Origin of the sequence: Streptomyces sp. NBC_00466 (assembly GCF_041433995.1) — a bacterium.
GTDB lineage: Bacteria > Actinomycetota > Actinomycetes > Streptomycetales > Streptomycetaceae > Streptomyces.
Map to the genome: position 1 here is coordinate 6,911,887 of NZ_CP107896.1, position 15,949 is coordinate 6,927,835.

At 71.7% G+C, this 15,949-nt stretch carries 15 protein-coding genes; 4 read left to right on the forward strand and 11 right to left on the reverse strand.

The genetic code is table 11. The annotated features are described in order from the left end of the window. Positions 1 to 60: 60 nt before the first annotated feature. The 9 genes from OG210_RS31040 to OG210_RS31080 form a co-directional block, all read right to left on the reverse strand. Complete coding sequence (locus tag OG210_RS31040) at positions 61 to 828, reverse strand: SDR family NAD(P)-dependent oxidoreductase (RefSeq protein ID WP_328323515.1); 768 nt, start codon at positions 826 to 828, stop codon at positions 61 to 63. A 54-nt stretch (positions 829 to 882) separates the two neighbouring features. Then, positions 883 to 1,503, reverse strand: a complete 621-nt coding sequence (locus OG210_RS31045; protein ID WP_328323513.1) for a TetR family transcriptional regulator — start codon at positions 1,501 to 1,503, stop codon at positions 883 to 885. A gap of 138 nt (positions 1,504 to 1,641) precedes the next feature. After that, complete coding sequence (locus OG210_RS31050; protein ID WP_328323511.1) at positions 1,642 to 2,892, reverse strand: chitinase; 1,251 nt, start codon at positions 2,890 to 2,892, stop codon at positions 1,642 to 1,644. A gap of 140 nt (positions 2,893 to 3,032) precedes the next feature. Further along, complete coding sequence (locus OG210_RS31055; RefSeq protein ID WP_328323509.1) at positions 3,033 to 3,551, reverse strand: hypothetical protein; 519 nt, start codon at positions 3,549 to 3,551, stop codon at positions 3,033 to 3,035. A gap of 72 nt (positions 3,552 to 3,623) precedes the next feature. Further along, positions 3,624 to 4,037, reverse strand: a complete 414-nt coding sequence (locus tag OG210_RS31060) for a nitroreductase family deazaflavin-dependent oxidoreductase (RefSeq protein ID WP_328323507.1) — start codon at positions 4,035 to 4,037, stop codon at positions 3,624 to 3,626. A 69-nt stretch (positions 4,038 to 4,106) separates the two neighbouring features. Continuing rightward, on the reverse strand, positions 4,107 to 4,430 hold the full coding sequence (locus OG210_RS31065; protein ID WP_328323505.1) for a hypothetical protein: 324 nt from the start codon (positions 4,428 to 4,430) through the stop codon (positions 4,107 to 4,109). Between the two features lie 75 nt (positions 4,431 to 4,505). After that, positions 4,506 to 5,555 (reverse strand): glutathione S-transferase C-terminal domain-containing protein, encoded by a 1,050-nt coding sequence (locus OG210_RS31070; RefSeq protein ID WP_328323503.1) that lies wholly within the window; start codon positions 5,553 to 5,555, stop codon positions 4,506 to 4,508. A 257-nt stretch (positions 5,556 to 5,812) separates the two neighbouring features. Further along, positions 5,813 to 7,537, reverse strand: coding sequence for an adenine deaminase C-terminal domain-containing protein (locus OG210_RS31075; protein WP_328323501.1), 1,725 nt, complete (start codon positions 7,535 to 7,537; stop codon positions 5,813 to 5,815). Between the two features lie 69 nt (positions 7,538 to 7,606). Continuing rightward, complete coding sequence (locus OG210_RS31080) at positions 7,607 to 8,974, reverse strand: NCS2 family permease (protein ID WP_328323499.1); 1,368 nt, start codon at positions 8,972 to 8,974, stop codon at positions 7,607 to 7,609. Between the two features lie 252 nt (positions 8,975 to 9,226). Between OG210_RS31080 and OG210_RS31085 the strand changes: the two genes are divergently transcribed. Continuing rightward, entirely contained in the window at positions 9,227 to 10,225 is a 999-nt protein-coding gene (locus OG210_RS31085) for a LacI family DNA-binding transcriptional regulator (protein WP_328323496.1), read from the forward strand. Positions 10,226 to 10,257: 32 nt separating this feature from the next. On the opposite strand, the gene OG210_RS31090 is transcribed toward OG210_RS31085, so the two are convergent. Together OG210_RS31090 and OG210_RS31095 are read right to left on the reverse strand one after the other, a co-directional pair. Further along, positions 10,258 to 11,526, reverse strand: coding sequence for an MFS transporter (locus tag OG210_RS31090; protein ID WP_328323494.1), 1,269 nt, complete (start codon positions 11,524 to 11,526; stop codon positions 10,258 to 10,260). Between the two features lie 202 nt (positions 11,527 to 11,728). Beyond that, entirely contained in the window at positions 11,729 to 12,928 is a 1,200-nt protein-coding gene (locus OG210_RS31095; protein WP_328323492.1) for a hypothetical protein, read from the reverse strand. A 276-nt stretch (positions 12,929 to 13,204) separates the two neighbouring features. On the opposite strand from OG210_RS31095, the gene OG210_RS31100 reads away from it, so the two are divergent. The 3 genes from OG210_RS31100 to OG210_RS31110 all read left to right on the forward strand — a co-directional run bounded on the left by OG210_RS31100 (position 13,205) and on the right by OG210_RS31110 (position 15,929). Then, complete coding sequence (locus tag OG210_RS31100) at positions 13,205 to 14,314, forward strand: LLM class flavin-dependent oxidoreductase (RefSeq protein WP_328323490.1); 1,110 nt, start codon at positions 13,205 to 13,207, stop codon at positions 14,312 to 14,314. After that, positions 14,311 to 14,937 carry an FMN reductase gene (locus tag OG210_RS31105; protein WP_328323488.1) on the forward strand — a complete coding sequence of 209 codons (627 nt, stop codon included), beginning with the start codon at positions 14,311 to 14,313 and terminating at the stop codon, positions 14,935 to 14,937. Before OG210_RS31100 ends, OG210_RS31105 begins: the two co-directional genes overlap by 4 nt. Before the next feature lie 104 nt (positions 14,938 to 15,041). Next, the gene (locus tag OG210_RS31110; protein ID WP_328323486.1) at positions 15,042 to 15,929 is read left to right on the forward strand and encodes an LLM class F420-dependent oxidoreductase; all 888 of its coding nucleotides are present in this window, start codon (positions 15,042 to 15,044) and stop codon (positions 15,927 to 15,929) included. Positions 15,930 to 15,949 lie beyond the last annotated feature (20 nt).

Sequence of the window (15,949 nt, forward strand, 5' to 3'; positions counted from 1 at the left end):
GGTGTGCTCCTCAGCTGAAGGGCGGGCCGGCCCCCGGCCCCGGCCCGCCGTGGTGATCGGTCAGCGCGCGGCGTAGCCGCCGTCGACGAGGTGGTAGCTGCCGTGGATGAACGAGGCGCGGTCCGAGAGCAGGAACGCCGTCAGCTCCGCCACTTCATCGGCCGTTCCCAGGCGGCCCGCCGGGTGCAGCGAGACGAGCTGCTCCCGCATCGGGTTTTCGGTGTCGCGCAGCAGCGGGGTGTCGATGAAGCCGGGACCGACAGCGTTGACGCGGATGTTCTGTGCGGCGTATTCGAGCGCCGCGGTCTTCGTCAGCCCGACGACGCCGTGCTTGGCGGCGACATAGGCGGGGGATCCCGCGAAGCCGTTGGTGCCGAGGATGGAGGCCATGTTGACGATCGCGCCGCCGCCCGCCGCGAGTATCGCGGGCAGCTCGTACTTGAGCGAGTAGAAGACGCCGTTGAGGTTGGTGTCGATCACGCGCTGCCAGTCGGCCACCTCGTACTCACCGGTCGGCAGGCTGGGGCCGCCGATCCCGGCGTTGTTCACGGCGAGGTGCAGTGCGCCGAAGGTGTCGGTGGAGTGCCGGACGGCACGCTCCACCGATGCCGGGTCGGTGACGTCCACGGCGACGGCGGTGGCGCGGGCTCCGGACGCCTCGAGGCCGGCGGCGGCCTTGCGCGCGCCTTCCTCGTTGTAGTCGGCCACGACGACCGCGGCGCCGCCGCGGGCGAGCCGGCCGGCGATGGCCAGGCCGATGCCGGACGCGCCGCCGGTGACCAGCGCGGTCCGGCCGGCGAACTCATCTGTGGGGGTGGTGTTGCTCATGGTGCCTGTGTTCCTTTCGTGCTGTGAGCCGCAGTGGTGCCACGCGCAGTGGTGTCACGACCGCGGCAGTTCGCCGTTGAGTGCGGCGAACGCGGCATGGACGATGCCGGGGAGAGCGTCCTCATGAGAGCCCCGGACCCAGGCGGACTGGGCCGCCACGAGGGCTCCCGCACCCGCACCCACCAGAACAGCGGGGCGCAGGTCGCGCTCGTCGTCGATGCCCATCCGGGTGGCCAGGATCCGGATCGAATCCGCCTGGGCCTCCACCCGGATGTGCTGGAAGGCCGCGTACAGCGTCGGCTCCCGGTCCGCGATCCGCAGGAGTCCGAAGATCTGCGGGCGCCGGTGCCAGGCCGGGTGTGCGTCGTCCGTGAGCCAGTCGTCCACCGCGTTGCGGTAGGCGACAAGCGGGGGCTCGTCGGCCGGCCGGGCGCTGAGGGCGGCGTTGATCCGGTCGCCGTCGGCCCGTACGGAGTCCAGTACCGCGTCCTCCTTGCTGGAGAAGTAGCGGCTGAACGTCCGGCGGGTGACGTCGGCGCGGTCGGCGATGTCCTCGACCGTGACGGCCTTGAGCCCACGGTCGCACACGAGGGTGCAGGCGGCTTCCGCAAGCGCTTCACGGGTCCGGCGGGCCTTGCGGCTCCGCCGGTCCTCGATGGTTCCCGCATCGTTCATGCTTGCAGCGTACATCTAAAAATGTCCCACTGGGACACAAGGCCCAGTGGGACATTTCTGTATGTGCAGGTGTGCTGCGGCGCTGCTCCGGTGCTGCTCGGGCGGGCCGGGGGCTCCGGCCTTGCGGGCGGTGTCCGGTCAGCAGGCTCCCTTGTCCCGCCAGACGCCCCAGTCGCCCGTGGTCCCCGGCTCCTCGTTCTGGGTCCACCACTGGGCCTGCCAGGTGTGTCCGCCGTGGGAAACCGTGTCGCCGCCCGTGTAGGTGGCGGTGCTGCTCCAGGCCGCCGCTGTGCAGGTGCCGCCCGGCGGTGTGGGGGAGGTGGAGACGGGTGGTGTCGTCGGGGGTGTGGTGGGTGGTGTCGCCCCGGCGAACGTCACCGCGTACTTGGCGAACTCCCAGTCCGTCTGCGGCACGCTGCTGCAGGTTCCGGACGTGGTGCCGTTGTCCGGCGGGCTGCACTGGCGGTCGCGGTTGAGCGACCAGAAGGTGAAGCGGTCCATGTGGTGGCTGGTGGCGAAGTCCAGGACGGTCTGGAAGTCCGCCTGCTTGAAGTACTCGCCGGTGTCGCTGCGGCCGTTCATGCCGGAGAAGCCCTCGTGGGCGTAGGCGGTCGCCTCGTCCCAGCCGAAGGTCGACCGCAGGATGGCATTGAAGTTGGTGAGCGCGCTCGTCTGCGATGCGGCCCCGCTGAAGCCCCCGTCGAAGGGCATGATCGAGAAGTTGTTGGGTGTGAACCCCTGCGACTTGGCCTCGTTCAGCATCTGCTTGCCGAACCAGCCGGTGCCGTCGGCCGTGCCCGCGGTGGTGACCGACACATACAGTCCGGGGTTGTTCTGCTGGAGGATCTTCGCCGCGCCGATCTCGTGCGCGACGGCCGCGGTGTTCTCGTACTCCGGCTCCTCCAGGTCGAAGTCGATCGCCTTCAACTGGTACTTGGTGATGACCTGCTGGTAGGCGGCGGCGGTCGATGCCGCGTCGGAGCAGGCCTGGCCGAGCTTGGTGCCGCCGTACCCGCCGATGGAGACCGAGACGTCGCCGCCCTTCGCGCGGATCGCGCTGATGACGGAACTCACCGCGGTGTCGGACGACACGGGCGATGTGCCGCCCCAAGTCGGGCTGCAGCCACCGCCGTTGGGGGCCAGGATGAATGCGAGCTGGAAGGCCTTCAGCCCGGTGGCGTCCATGATGGCCCCGGCGTCGGGCGGGTTGTTGTCGGTGGGCATGAGGTAAGGGGCCGCCGCGTACCAGCGGTTGCTGAGCGCGGTGGCCCCGTTGGTGCCGGTGGTCGCTCCGGCCGCCTGGCCGGTGCTGAACGCGGCCAGCCCGGCGGCGGCCAGCGCGGCGGTCGCCACGCCGCAGAACAGGGCGCGGATGCGAATGCGTTTCATCTGACGGTCTCCTGAATGGGGGAGTGGCCGCCAGAATCGGTGCCTGTCGGGTGCGCGTCAACGACTTGGACTAGACCATTGCCAATCCTTGGGGAACGCCGCTGCGGGGAACCACCTTGAACGGAGGGGCCGGCGGGACTTCAGCCGGCCGGCAGCTCTTCACCGCACCGGGAGCAGAAACGCGCGTCGGACTCCTGCGCGAGGCGCCCGCAGCCGGGGCAGACCAGATGGAGCAGACACGCCGCTTCGCCGCCTCCGTACTCGACAGGGGTGGCGGCGACGGTGGGCGCGGGGGCGGCGGAGGCGATGGTCAGGCCGGGGCGGCGGCGGTGCACGGTGAGGTAACAGAGCCCGTCCGGTCCGGCGGTGAGCGAGCGCCGCGCGCCGTGCGGCAGCCAGACCACCGCGCCGGGCGCCAGCTCCTGGCGCCCCCCGGCGGTTTCCAGCTGCCCGCTGCCGCCGACCACGCACACCAGCACGTCGAGGTCCGGTTCCACGTGTCCGGCGACCTCGGCGTCCGGCGCCAGCCGGATCACGTTCGAGTCCAGCTGCCGCTCCGGCTCCGCCAGCCGCCAGAGCGCACCGCGGTCCCCGTCGGCGGCGTCGCGGACGAGGCGGGCGGTGTCGGTGATGACACCGGGGGCGGGGGTGCTGGACAACGGATCCTCCTGCTGCGGACGTACGGCCGGCGCGGAGGAAATGCTACGCCCGCCCGCACCTGCCCGCCGCAGTCAGGACCGGGTGAGCACCACCACGGGGATCGCACGCTCGGTCTTGCTCTGGTACTCGTCGTACTGGGGCCAGGCGGCAGCCATCGTCCGCCACATGTCCGGCTTCTCGCCGGGCTGCGCGGTCCGCGCGTGCGCCGTGAACCGGTCGCCCTTCACCTGCACCTGGACCTCCGGCTCCGCCTGGAGGTTCAGATACCAGGCCGGCGGCTGGTCGGAGCCGCCCTTGGAGGCGACGACCAGCAGGTCGTCCCCGTACGCCTGGTAGATCAGCGGGGTGCTGCGCTGCCGGCCGCTCTTGCGGCCGGTGGTAGTGAGGATCAGGGTCGTCGTTCCCTGCCACTCATGTCCTTCGGCTCCGTCGGTTGCGACGTAACGCTCGACGTGCTCCTTGCCGAACAGCATCTCTGACCCCATCTGTTGTCGGAACCCTCAGGCGATCCCTCAGGTGCCCCCACGCCCAACGTACGCCGGTTCACGCCTGGTTCAGCCGCCCACGCCCATGCGTTCGGGCACACCGGGTGTGTCCAGCTGCTGTGTCGTGTCCTGATGGAGCAGCCCGATCAGCCGGTCCGCCTCGGCGCGCGTCAGATGGAGGAGCATCGCGTCCTCGGGATGCGCGGGACCGGGCGGGGCGATCACCAGCCGCGCGGTGCTCGCACCGGCCGAGTCGGTGGTGAAGGACGGCGGGAACGCCTGGCGCCAGTTGACGAGCGCGTCCCTGAGCCGGCCGTGCGGGGAGCTGAGATCGCGCGCGACCCAGCCTGTCGTCACCTGGGCGAGATGATCCAGTTTCTGAGAATTCGTCACCGTTCCATAGTGGCCGTACGGTCCATGGCGCGCTCGCTGGATGCACGCGGAGGGGTGATGCCACCGCGGGTCCGGTCAGTACTCCGGCGCGCGCCCGGCCGGCGGCACCTCCTCGGCCGGTGCGACCGGACCCGGCGGTGTGCCGTCCCCGAACGGGCGGCCGCCCAGCTCCTCCCGGTAGTGCGGGGTGAACCAGCCGCTCAGGTCCGGGCCGAGCGGCACGATGCCGGTCGGGTTGATGCCCGTGTGCACCCGGTAGTAGTGCCGCTTGATGTGGTCGAAATCGACCGTGTCGCCGAAACCGGGTGTCTGGAACAGGTCCCTGACGTACGCCCAGAGCACCGGGTCCTCGGTCAGCTTCGACCGGTTGCACTTGAAGTGGCCGTGGTAGACGGCGTCGAACCGCACCAGCGTGGTGAAGAGCCGGATGTCCGCCTCGGTGACCGTGTCCCCGACCAGGTAGCGCTGCCCGGTCAGCCGCTCGGACACCAGGTCGAGCCGCTGGAACACATCGCGGTACGCGTCCTCGTACTCGCCCTGCTCCGAAGCGAACCCGGCCCGGTACACCCCGTTGTTGACGTCGCGGTAGATCCCCTCCATGACCTCGTCGATCTCGCCGCGCAGTCGCTCCGGATACAGGTCCGGCGCACCGGGCCTGTGCAGCGCGGACCACTCGGTGGCGAGGTCCAGCGTGATCTGCTGGAAGTCGTTGGTGACCAGCTGCCCGCTGGGTACGTCGACGATGGCGGGGACACTCACACCACCGGGGTAGCCCGACTCCCGCGCGTCGTAGGCCTCGCTGAGGAAGCGGATGCCGAGGACCGGGTCCCGGCCGCCGGGGTCGAGGGTGAAGCGCCAGCTGCGGTCGTCCTGGATCGGGTCGGTGATGCCCAGCGACAGCGCGTCCTCCAGGCCGAGCAGCCGCCGTGACACGAGCGCGCGGCTCGCCCACGGGCAGGCCCTGCTGACCACCAGCCGGTACCGCCCGGCCTCGGCCGGCCAGCCGTCGCGGCCGTCGGCGGTGATGCGGTCGGCGAAGTGGCTCTTCGACCGCTTGAACGGCTTCCTGCCGTATCCGGAATTGCCGTCGTCGCCGCGGTCGCCGCTTTCGGTGGGCTGGTTCATCACCGTGATCCTTCCCGTTGGCCGGCGCCCGGTGTGCGGTGCTCTTCGGCCGGTGCCGGGTGTGCGGTTGCCTGGTGTCCCGTCCGTACGCCGGAGGACAGCCCCGTACGTACGCCTGTCCCGCCGCGGCCCCGCGTATCCGCCGACGGCCACGCGGAACGACGCGACCCCTCCAGGCTGACACCCTTCGCCCGCACCGCACAGCCGAACGCGGTCCGGGTCGCCGCCGGACTCGGAAAGAACGACCGCCGCCGCGCTCAGGAAGAAGCAGGCGCCGTCGCCCCCACGGGCTCCCTGCGGACCACGTCCACCAGCGACAGATCCGTGATCTTGAGGCTGGGCGACACCGCGAGCGTCAGGGTCGACACGCTCATGAACGGGTTGAGGTGGTCCCAGCCCCACTCCGTCAGCGCGGTCCGCACCGCACCCGACTGCGCGGCGATCTCCTCGGCCGGCGCCGGGGACATCACACCTCCGACCGGCAGCGGCAGCCGGGCCGCCACCGTGTCGCCGTGCACGACGGCGACGCCGCCGCCGTCGGCGAGCACCGCGGCCGCGGCCTTCGCCATCGCGGCCCTGGACGTCCCCACGGTCACCAGGTTGTGGCTGTCGTGGGCGTACGTCGTCGCGACGGCGCCCGCACCGAGCTCACGGCCCAGCAGCGGGGCGAAGACCGTACCGGAGCGGCCGTAGCGGTTGCGTACCCGGACCAGGGTCACCCGGCCCTCCCACTGCACCTCGCCGTCACGGACCGGCAGTTCGGCCTCCGCGGCCTCGGTGTACGTGTCGCGCGAGTTGACCCGCATCGCCCGGAAACGGTGCGCACCGTCGGGCAGCTCCACCCGCCAGCGGAAGCCATCCGGGGTCTGCGGCTCGACGTCGAACGTGCCGGACAGCGCCCCGGCCACCGGCTCCGTCGCGTACGCCGGCTTCCCGTCCCGTGCCACGGTCCGGCCGCCCGCGATCACCAGCGCCGGGTCGAACGCGCTCAGCTCACCGCGGAGCAGGACCAGGTCCGCCCGCTTGCCCGGAGCGACCACCCCGCGGTCGTACAGCCGCAGCCGCTGCGCCGGGTTCCAGGTCAGGGCGCGCAGCACGTCGACCGCGGGCAGCCCGGCCCGGACCGCGACGCGCGCGATGTGGTCGAGGTGGCCGGTGGAGAGGATGTGGTCGGCGGCCAGATCGTCGGTGACCAGGCACAGCGGCGGCAGCTGCGGCAGCGCGAGCAGCGCCTCGACGACCTCGGGGAGCAGGCACTTCTCCTGGAGCATCATCAGCATGCCCATCCTGGCCTTCTCCAGGACGACCTCGGTGCGGTTCTTGGTGTGGTCCGAGTCGACGCCGGTGGCCATGTACGCGCTGAGTTCCGCCCCGCTGAGGTTCGGGCAGTGGCCGTCGAGGATGACCCCGCGCTCGCGGGCCGCGCCCACGATGCCCCGCATCCGGGGTTCGTCGGCCACCACCGCCCGGTAGTCCATGACCTCGCCCAGCGCGATGACGCCCGGCCACTGGAGCATCGTGTCGATGTCGTCGGCGGACAGACTGGCGCCCGCGTGCTCCAGGCCCTGGAGCGCGGGAACGCAGGACGGCACACCCCAGAGCTGGGTCTGCGGAGTGCCCTGCCCGGCCTCGGTCATCCAGCGCATCGCCTCGGCGCCCGCGACGTTGACTATCTCGTGCGGGTCGGCCAGGACCGTCGTCGTGCCGCGCGCCAGCGTCAGCCCGGCGAAGGTCTGCGGGGTGAGGAACGAGCTCTCGATGTGCATGTGCGCGTCGACGAAGCCGGGCACGATGAGCATCCCGGTGGCGTCCACCTGCTCGCGCGCGTCGCCGGGCGCTCCGGGCGGAAGCACACCGGTGATGCGGTCGCCGCGCAGCAGGACGTCGGCTGCGAACTCCTCACCCGTGAAGGTGGACACCACCCGGCCGCCGCTGATGCGGACGTCGTGCGGTTCCGGCAGGTGCTGCTGGTCAGTGGTCATGCGGTAGGTGCTCCTCAGCGAGCCGTCGGAGTCCCGGACACCTGTCCCCGAACGCTCGGGGCGGCGGGGTCAGGGGACGAGTGTGTAGAAGTAGTAGCCGAGCGGGATCATCACGATCCACAGCCCGAGCGGGATCTCCCGGAAGCGGCCCGCGGCGGCCTTGACCAGCACGTGGGCGGCGAGGCCGACGGCGATCCCGGTGCCGAAGTTGCCGAAGAAGATGGTGGTCGCGACGACCAGCGCGGCCGGGACCGCGTCCGTCGGGTCACGGAAATCGACGTTGCGCAGTGCGCCGAGCATGCTCAGGCCGATGTACATCAGGACCGGAGCGGTCGCGGCCGACGGGATCAGGGTGGCGAACGGTGTGACGAGCAGCAGTGCCGCGAAGCCGAGCGCCGCGTACACCGATGTGAGCCCCGTACGGCCGCCGCTGTCCGCGCCCGCCGACGACTCCAGGTACGCGGTCATGCTGGGCGCACCGAGTCCGGCGCCGCCGATCACCGCGCCCGAGTCGACGTAGAACGGCCGCCGGATGCCCGGGACATTGCCGTCCTTGTCGGTCAGACCGGCCCGGCCGGCCACGGCCAGCAGGGTGCCCGTCATGGAGAAGAACTCCGAGACGAAGAAGGCGAAGATGTACGGGAAGTACGCGGGCTTCAGCGCGCCCAGGATGTCGACGTGGAACACGACGGGTCCCGGTCCTGCGGGCGCCCCGAAGAAGTGGCCGGGCAGCTCGGTCACGCCGCACGGGATGCCCGCCAGGGTCACCACGGCCATGGTGATCAGGAACGCGCCGGGCACCTTCCGGGTCACCAGGGCCGTCAGCAGCACCAGGCCGCCGAGCGCGAGCAGGGCCGCCGGCTGCGAGAGGTCACCGATGCTCAGGGAGTTGCCGGCGGGCTTCGCGATCACCAGCCCGCTGTCGCGGAAGCCCAGCAGCGCGATGAAGAGCCCGAGGCCGCCGCTGATCGCGTACTTGAGGTTGAGCGGCATCAGCCGGGTGATCAGGTCGCGGATGCCCAGGGCGGTGAGCACCAGGAACGCCACACCGGACCAGAACACCATGCCCAGTGCGGAGCTCCAAGGGACCCCGTCCTGGCCGACGATGGTGACAGCGAGCAGCGCCACCCCGCCGAGACCGGGGGCGAGGACGAACGGCAGGTTCGCGAACAGGCCCATCGCGAGGGTGGCCAGCACGATCGCGATGATCACGGCGGTGGTGACCGGGCCGAGCGGGAGGCCCGCCTTTGCCAGCTGGCCGGGCACGACCACCACCGCGTAGGCGGCCGCGACGAACATCGAGAGGCCGGCGACGGCCTCGGTGCGTGGCGTGCTGCCGCGCTCGCGGATGTGGAACACCCGTTCCAGCAGCGAGGAGCGTGGCCCGGGGGCCAGGTCGGGCGCGTCCTGTACGTCGGTCGCGTCGGGTCGGTGCATGTGTACCTCGGCAGGATGAGGGGGCGAGGCCGGCGTTCCGGGTCTTTTGCGCATCTCTGGCGCGACTCCGCTGTGCCGCGCCGCCGGGATCTCTGCAACCGGTCTCTGTAACCGGTTGCAGAGACCGGTTGCGGATAGGATGACACGACGAGGCCGCCACGTGAACCCCGTGCTCGGTCACGCTGCGGTCACACGGTCCGTACGGGGGCGTGCCAACAGCCGGCCCGTACGGCGACGGAGGGGGATCCGACGATGGCGACGCTGGCTGATGTGGCCCGGGCGGCAGGCGTGTCCAAGGCCACGGCCTCCCGTGCGCTGATGCGTCCGGAGATGGTCGCCGAGACCACCCTCCAGCGAGTACGCGGTGCCGCCGAACACCTCGGCTTCCACCCGAACCCGGCCGCCCGTGCCCTGACCACCGGGCGTACCGGAATGATCGGACTGATCGTACCGACCCTCGCAAACCCCTTCTTCGCACCACTGGTCCTGGGCGCCCAGCAGGCCGCCGAGGAGACCGACAGCCATCTGCTGCTCACCGTCTCCGAGTACAGCGCCGAACGTGAGGCGGCGCTCGCCGACCGGATCTCCGAGCAGGTCGACGGCCTGATCATGGTGGCGCCCGTCGGCCCGGACGCGGCGCTGCGCGAGCGGGCCCGGCGCCGTCCGCTGGTCCTGGTCGACCGCCGCTCCGGCCGGCTGCCCGCCGTCGTCCTCGACACGGCATCCGGCACGTCCGCCCTGGTCCGGCATCTGCTCGACCTGGGGCACCGCGACATCGCGTATGTGTCGGGTCCGGCCGGTTCCTGGGCCGACGCGCGGCGCCGCGCGGCCATGGCGGAGCAGGCCGGGGCCGCCGGGGCGCGGCTGGTGGTGCTCGGGCCGCTGCCGCCCACCTTCGACGCGGGGATCGGGGCCGCCGCGGCGCTGCCGTCCGGGGTCACCGCGGTGATCGCGTACAACAGCTATCTGGTGCTCGGTCTGCTGCACGGCCTGAAGGCGGCCGGTGTCCGGGTCCCGGAGGACATGAGCCTGGCCGCGGCGGACGACCTCACGGCGCTCGGGGCGACATCCCCGGCCGTCACCGCGCTGGGTGTCCCTGTCGGCGAGGCGGGAGCGCTCGCGGTGACCCGGCTGCTCGAAGTCTGCGATGGCGGCCGCCGGACCGTCGTGACCGAGCTGCCGACCGTGCTCCACCGCCGGGCGTCGACGGCCCCGCCGGGGCGCCCGGCGGACGGCCCCTCTGCGGACTGATCAGAGTTCGGGCTGGTCGTGGTTCGGGCTGATCACGGTTCGGCGGTGGGTGATCCGCCGGTGGACGGTTTGATCGTCCGCATCCGGCCGAACGCGTAGACGCACCCGGCCAGCGACAGGTCGGAGAGCAGCATGAAGCCGATCGAGTAGCTGCCCTTGGCGCTGTAGATCGAACCCATGACCAGCGGCGGTACGAAGCCGCCCAGTCCGCCTATCGCCCCGACGATCCCGGTCACGCTGCCCACCTGCGTCTGTGGGGTGACCTGGGAGACCAGGGCGAACACACTGCCGCTCGCCGTGCCGAGGCCCGCCGCCATGAGGAGGAAGCAGACGGTGCCGGTGGGGTTCAGTGCCGGGTCGAAGGCCTGGACGATCGCCATCACCGCGACCAGGGCGAGGGCGCCCGCGGTGACGACGGCGGGATGGATCAGGTCGGCGAGGCGTCCGCCGACCGGCCGGAAGACGACGGTGACCAGCGCGAAACCGGCGGCCTTGGTACCCGCGTCGGTCGGGGAGAGGTTGTACCAGGTCTTCAGATACGTGGGCAGATAGACGCCGAACGCCACGATCCCGCCGAACCCGATCGCGTACAGCGCCGACAGCTCCCACGTCACCCGCAGCCGTCCGGCGCTGCCGAGCCGGGTGGCCAGCGGGGTGGTGGGCACCTGCCGGTCCGGATGGTCGGTGATCAGCAACGTGCCTAGTACGGCGAACACGGCCAGCGCGATGGCCACCACGATGAACGGCAGGTTGACGCCGTGCTTCGCGATCCGCGTCGTGAAGTAACCGGAGAGGGCGACTCCGCCCATGCCCATACCGAACACACCGAGAGCGAGCCCCCGTTCGGCGGGCGGGAACCAGGAGTTGACCAGCGGGATACCGATCGCGAAGGTCGTGCCGCCGAGCCCCAGCAGAAAGCCGACGGCCAGCAGCGCGCCGTACGAGTTCCGCGCCGGGATCAGCAGCAGCACCGGCACGATGGTGAACGCCGTGACCAGCGGGAACATCACCTTCGCGCCGTACCGGTCGGTGAGCGCCCCGGCCGGGATCCGGCCCAGCGAGCCGACGATCACGGGCACGGCGACCAGCAGTGACTGCTGGAAGTCGCTGAGCCCGAGCCGGTCCTTGTAGTCGCTGCCCAGCGGTGCGATCAGGGACCAGGCCCAGAAGGTCAGCGTGAAGCCGATCGTCGCCAGCACCAGGTTCCGGTACGCGGACGCCTTGGATGCCGTGGACGCCTTGGGCGCTGTTGGCTTCGCGGGGGCGGGCGGCGGGGTGTGGGGCGGGGTTGCGGGGCCCATGTTCCTCCGCTTCTTCTGGCTGGTTCCTACCGAGGCTCGGTGCGGCCGAGGAATGCCGCCACTTGGCGCACACGAATGGACCTGTACGGACCGGGGTGAGCGGTGTCAGCGGCGAGCGGTGTGACGTGCGAGCGGTGTGAGGGGCGAGCGCAGTCCGAGGGGGATGCGCGCCGCCGATCCCCTGCGGCGCGCGCCCGGTGCGTCAGTGTGCCGAAGGGGCCTGCCCGAACCCTTCGATCACCGGGTGCCATGTCGGCTGGAGCTGCGGCAGCGTCGAACCGACCGCCCAGGCGGTGGGCCCTCCCGGCCTCGGGTGCGGGACGGTGGCGACGCCGAAGAGCGAGGCGCCCTTGCCGCCGGGGCCGCTGTCGGCGGGCACGGTGTGCCACGCCCTGCCGTCCCAGCGTAGCGTGAACGCCGGTGTGGCGACGCCCTGTTGCTCGCCGACCGCCCAGAGCCCGCCGTGCGCGTCCGCGGCGACGGAGTGCAGGTTGGCGTCGGCCGGTGGCGTCGCGACCGAGGTCCAGGTGCGCCCGTCCCAGTGCAGGGCCAGCGGGTGCGAGGCCCCGGTGGCGGGGCCGCCACCACCGACCGCCCAGACGTCGTCGGGCGCGACAGCCGTGACCCCGCCGAGCGTCTCGCCCTGGCCCGCGGTGTGCGGTGCGCCGACGATCCGCCAGGACCTGCCGTCCCAGTGCTCGGTCAGCGGGCGGCCGGCGCCCTGCGCGTCGTACGCCACGCCGACCGCCCACACGCCTCCCGCGCCGTCGGGGGCCGCGCCCTGCAGCAGGGCGTCGCCGCCGGTGGACGGGGTCGGGACGGACGCCCAGCGGCGGCCGTCCCAGTGGTAGGCCAGCGGCCGGGGCGTGCCGATCCGGTCCTCGGCGGTGGCTCCGACCGCCCAGATGTCGTCGGGGCCCGCGGCGGCGAGCGCCGAGGGATAGGCGGACCGGTTCGCGGGCTCGGCGGGCAGCGGGACGGTGCGCCAGGTCCGGCCGTCGAAGTGCTCGGCGAGCGAGCGGTCCTGCGCGGCCGGGGCGTCGTTCCAGGTCCCCACCGCCCATACGTCGTGGGCGGAGAGCGGGGCGACGGCTTCGAGCTGCCCCGTTCCCGAGTGGCCGGGCACGGCCGTCGCCCGCCAGGCCCGCCCGTCGAAACGCTCGGCGACGGGCACGTCGGCGCCCGAGCCGTTCTCGCGGTATCCGACGGCCCAGGCGTCGGCCGGGCCACGGGCCGCGACAGCACGCAATTCCTCGTCGCGCTGGGGGCCTGCCGGGCGCCAGGTGTGCCAGCCGCCGCCCGGTACGCCGCCGGCCGCCAGGGCCGGGGCCGCCATCGTCAGCGAGGCGGCCAGCGCCACGAGGACGAGCCTCCCGCTGTGCCGTACTGCTCCGCCGTGCATCCGTACTCCCTCTGTCTGTTGTCGGTGACCGTTGGTGAACCGTCCGTGCGGTCGCCGTGCCAAACGCCACCGGGCGGACCGAGGGTGCGGCGGCTCACCCGGTTGAACACGGCTGCGCGGCTGCCCGGCAGGCGCGCAGCGCCGGACCGGAATACGGATGGGGGGTCGGCCGTTGTACGATTCAGTTCAACATTCAACTACTGCTTGACCGGGTAGTCAGAGCTTGAGCCGCAGTTTGAGTCACAGCTTCAGTCAGAGCTTCGAGAGGTGAGCGCGATGCAGTTCGGAATCTTCACCGTCGGCGACGTCACGACCGACCCGACCACGGGGAAGGCGCCGTCCGAGCACGAGCGGATCAAGGCGATGGTCGCCATCGCGCTCAAGGCTGAGGAGGTCGGCCTGGACGTCTTCGCGACCGGCGAGCACCACAACCCGCCGTTCGTGCCGTCGTCGCCCACCACACTGCTCGGCCATATCGCGGCCCGCACCGAGAACATCATCCTCTCCACCTCCACCACCCTCATCACGACGAACGACCCGGTGAAGATCGCCGAGGACTACGCGATGCTCCAGCATCTGGCCGACGGCCGCGTCGACCTGATGATGGGACGCGGGAACACCGGGCCGGTCTACCCGTGGTTCGGCCAGGACATCCGGCAGGGGATCCCGCTCGCCGTGGAGAACTACGCGCTGCTGCACGAGCTGTGGCGCAACGACGTCGTGGACTGGGAGGGCAAGTTCCGTACGCCGCTGCAGAGTTTCACCGCCACGCCCCGCCCCCTCGACGGTGTGCCGCCGTTCGTCTGGCACGGCTCGATCCGCAGCCCGGAGATCGCCGAGCAGGCGGCGTACTACGGCGACGGGTTCTTCGCCAACAACATCTTCTGGCCGAAGGACCACTTCAAACGGCTGATCTCGTTCTACCGGGAGCGCTTCGCCTTCTACGGGCACGGAACTCCCCAGCAGGCGACGGTGGGTCTCGGCGGGCAGGTGTTCATGCGGAAGAACTCGCAGGACGCCGTACGTGAGTTCCGGCCGTACTTCGACAACGCGCCGGTGTACGGGCACGGGCCCTCGCTGGAGGAGTTCACCGAGCAGACACCGCTGACCGTGGGCAGCCCGCAGGAGGTCATCGAGAAGACCCTGACGTTCCGGGACTCCTTCGGCGACTACCAGCGCCAGCTGTTCCTGATGGACCACGCGGGGCTGCCGCTGAAGACCGTCCTCGAACAGCTCGACATCCTCGGCGAGGAGGTAGTGCCGGTGCTGCGGAGGGAGTTCGCGAAGGACCGGCCGGCGGAGGTGCCGGACGGACCCACCCACGCGGCTCTCGTGGCCGAGCGTGATCGCGGCCTGCGGGCCGGCACAGAGGAGGCAGTGGCATGACCGCGCTGAAACTGGTGGCAGTATCGGCCGGTCTCGGCCGGCCGTCGTCGACCAGGCTGCTGGCCGACCGGCTGGTGGAGGCCACGGCCGGTGCGCTCGACGGCAACGACGTCGAGGTCCGGGTCGTCGAGATCCGGGATCTGGCGACCGCCATCGCCAACCACCTGGTGACCGGCTTCCCGAACCCCGCCCTGCGCGATGCCATCGACGCGGTGACCGGGGCCGACGGTCTGATCGCCGTGACGCCGGTCTTCACCGCCTCCTACAGCGGGCTCTTCAAGTCGTTCTTCGACCTGATCGACAACACGGCACTGGCAGGCACCCCGGTGCTTGTCGCCGCGACCGGTGGCACCGCGCGCCACTCGCTCGTACTGGAGCACGCGATGCGCCCGCTCTTCGCCTATCTGCGGGCGCTGGTCGTCCCCACCGCCGTCTACGCCGCGTCCGAGGACTGGGGCTCGGACGGCGACGGCGACACCGGGAGCCTTCCTGGCCGCATCGAGCGGGCCGGCGGGGAACTGGCCGCACTGATGGCGGGCCGGTCCGCGCTGGGCGGGCCGGGGGACGTCTACGAGGACGTGGTGCCCTTCGCGGAGCAGCTGGCCGGACTCCGCGCCGGCTGACCCCGTACGCCGGCACGCCGGGGGAGCCGTGGCGCGCTGGGCCGATCGGGGGGAAGGTGCCGGTCGGCGGAATAGGCGCCGGGTCGCAGGCGGTTGGAGTGCCCATGACCTCTGAGAGCTCTGACGAACGCGCACGTTTCGGCACCATCGGCATCTGGAGCGGGGCCCTGCACCCCGCGGATCCCGACCGCGGCGGTGAGGTGTCCGACGCCGTGGCCGAGCTGGACGAACTCGGCTACGGCACCCTCTGGATCGGCGGCAGCCCGTCCATGGACGACGTGGTGCCCGTCGTCGACGCGGGGCGGCGCATCACCGTCGCGACCGGCATCCTGAGCATCTGGCAGCACAGTGCCGCCGATGTCGCGGAGCAGGCCGCCTGGGTCGAGAAGCGCCACCCCGGCCGGTTCGTGCTCGGGCTCGGCGTCAGCCACGACGCGTTCGCCCCGAAGTACGCCCGCCCGTACTCGGAGATGGTCGCCTACCTCGACGCCCTGGACGCCGCGCCCGTCCCGGTGCCCGCATCGCGCCGGGTGCTGGCCGCGCTCGGCCCGAAGATGCTGAAGCTGTCGGCCGAACGTGCCGCGGGCGCCCATCCCTATCTGGTCACCGCCGAGCACACGGCGCAGGCGCGCGATACCCTCGGCCCCGACGCCGTGCTCGCTCCCGAGCTGAAGGTCGTACTCGACACCGATCTCGACCGGGCGCGCACCGTCGCGCGGGGGACGCTCGCGATGTACCTGCAACTCCCCAACTACACCAGCAATCTGCTGCGGCTCGGTTTCGAGGATGCCGACTTCGCCGACGGCGGCAGCAACCGGCTCCTTGACGCGCTGTTCGCACTTGGCGACCTGGAGACGGCGCGGGCCCGGGTGGACGCGTACCGCGCCGCGGGCGCCGACCATGTGGCGCTCCAGGTGCTGACGGGGGACCGGCACAGCGACCTGCCGCGCGCCGAGTGGCGCGAGCTGGCGTCGGCCTTCTCCCTCGGCTGACAGTCGGCCGCCGACCCCGT

Bases quoted from the DNA above. Each gene is read 5' to 3' on its own strand.
- OG210_RS31095 (WP_328323492.1), bottom strand. From the start codon at position 12,928: ATGCACGGCGGAGCAGTACGGCACAGCGGGAGGCTCGTCCTCGTGGCG.
- OG210_RS31040 (WP_328323515.1), bottom strand. From the start codon at position 828: ATGAGCAACACCACCCCCACAGATGAGTTCGCCGGCCGGACCGCGCTG.
- OG210_RS31050 (WP_328323511.1), bottom strand. From the start codon at position 2,892: ATGAAACGCATTCGCATCCGCGCCCTGTTCTGCGGCGTGGCGACCGCC.
- OG210_RS31060 (WP_328323507.1), bottom strand. From the start codon at position 4,037: ATGGGGTCAGAGATGCTGTTCGGCAAGGAGCACGTCGAGCGTTACGTC.
- OG210_RS31100 (WP_328323490.1), top strand. From the start codon at position 13,205: ATGCAGTTCGGAATCTTCACCGTCGGCGACGTCACGACCGACCCGACC.
- OG210_RS31045 (WP_328323513.1), bottom strand. From the start codon at position 1,503: ATGAACGATGCGGGAACCATCGAGGACCGGCGGAGCCGCAAGGCCCGC.
- OG210_RS31110 (WP_328323486.1), top strand. From the start codon at position 15,042: ATGACCTCTGAGAGCTCTGACGAACGCGCACGTTTCGGCACCATCGGC.
- OG210_RS31075 (WP_328323501.1), bottom strand. From the start codon at position 7,537: ATGACCACTGACCAGCAGCACCTGCCGGAACCGCACGACGTCCGCATC.
- OG210_RS31105 (WP_328323488.1), top strand. From the start codon at position 14,311: ATGACCGCGCTGAAACTGGTGGCAGTATCGGCCGGTCTCGGCCGGCCG.
- OG210_RS31070 (WP_328323503.1), bottom strand. From the start codon at position 5,555: ATGAACCAGCCCACCGAAAGCGGCGACCGCGGCGACGACGGCAATTCC.
- OG210_RS31085 (WP_328323496.1), top strand. From the start codon at position 9,227: ATGGCGACGCTGGCTGATGTGGCCCGGGCGGCAGGCGTGTCCAAGGCC.
- OG210_RS31090 (WP_328323494.1), bottom strand. From the start codon at position 11,526: ATGGGCCCCGCAACCCCGCCCCACACCCCGCCGCCCGCCCCCGCGAAG.
- OG210_RS31080 (WP_328323499.1), bottom strand. From the start codon at position 8,974: ATGCACCGACCCGACGCGACCGACGTACAGGACGCGCCCGACCTGGCC.